Source organism: Paenibacillus sp. 01T422, assembly GCF_056398785.1.
In genome coordinates, this window is record NZ_JBFTQB010001339.1 from 1 (window position 1) to 1,461 (window position 1,461).

Consider the following 1,461-nt stretch of genomic DNA (forward strand, 5'->3'; position numbering starts at 1 on the left):
ATTCTCATTAAAGATAGCAAAATGTATTTTAATATGCCAGCATTAAATAAGACAGCTGACGAGTACTATGCGATCGATTTGCAACAAATGAGCCAAGCTAGTAAGAGTCCATTGACGCTTGATACGTTGAAAAACACTTCCCAGCTTTCCACCTCATTAGGCAATCTAGTATTTAGCGGCATTGATCCAAAATGGTACAAAGAAGCCAAGGAGCCTGTCAAACTCAAGGACGGATCATCAGCCAAATCCATTAGTGTTGAGCTTACAAGCAAAAATGAGAAAGACATCAATGCTATTTTTCAAGCTAAGCTTCCTGAGTTTATCGGAACTCTTCAAAATAACGGCTTCTTAACCGCCGACAAAGCGGACGAGCTAAAAAAATCACAACCTGCTGCCATCCAACTGAAAGCTCCAAGCAAAATGGTCGTCGCAATTGACGATAGCGGTTTTATTCGGGACCAATCGATTGATGTTGTGTTTCAAATGACCGTGGATGGCAAACCTCAAGAGAATCATATCATCCTTCACCAAACGTACGACGCTATCAATCAAGCGACTGCCTTAACGAAGGAAGTTCCGAAGAATGTCAAAAGCTTTGATGAGATCCTGAAGCTTATAGCACCTGCCAAAAAATAAGTCACAGCTAGGAAATACTTACTTCGTCCCCCACTTACAAATGATCATTTCCAATGATCATCGCGCGTTAGCAGCTTTTACAGACTCATTTAATAAACTGAAAAGCTTACAAAGTGGGCTGGAAACATCCCGTCTCGAGCTCCAAAAGACGAAGGATAAATATCTTGAACAGCGGGAAAGACTCGTAAAGCYCCAAGAAGAATTGGACAAACAGCTTGCTGTAAGCGCTCAAGCCAGTGTTATCGAAGCACAAATTAAGAGTTTGAATGATCAATGGAAATCAGAAGGCGTCCCTATGTTCCGTGAGTATTTGATAAACTTGTCCGCGGCGTTTCGGGAGCTCCCGCAATATGTAACGAAAGAAAATAAATTCATGGACTTATCCTCCATTAAAAATCCAGTTATTACGATCAGTGATACAGATTTCAACACTTATCTGCATGGCAAAAATGAGGCGCTGCAAAATTTGAACTTTCAATTCACTGACGGTTCTATCATCGCTAAGGGTCAAAAGGATCAAATACAGATTACAATCGAAGGTCGGTTCTTGTTAAAAGAGAATCCCGACATGAATGAGGTTCGTTTTGTTGTAGATAAGCTTGAATTCAATGGCTTCCAGCTGCCCGATACGACGATTGAGGATTTCTCAAAGGAATTCCAACTCGGCTTTATCCCCAAAAAAATCGTCAGTTACCTGGATGTCGTCAGTGTGGAAACGAAAAATGGCAGTGCAGTTGTGAAACTCAAATTATCCCTGTAAACTAGCTATGGATAATTAAATAAAGCGAGGACGTAACAATGGAAGCGAAAATTGGACTTTTAATG

At 40.8% G+C, this 1,461-nt stretch carries 2 protein-coding genes; both read left to right on the forward strand.

Features of this window, described 5'->3' with window-relative positions:
- Positions 1-636: hypothetical protein (locus AC1DUA_RS38565; RefSeq protein ID WP_477504714.1), on the forward strand; the 636-nt coding region annotated here is incomplete at its 5' end.
- 202 nt (positions 637-838) lie between these two features.
- Complete coding sequence (locus AC1DUA_RS38570; RefSeq protein ID WP_477504715.1) at positions 839-1,396, forward strand: hypothetical protein; 558 nt, start codon at positions 839-841, stop codon at positions 1,394-1,396.
- Positions 1,397-1,461: the final 65 nt, after the last annotated feature.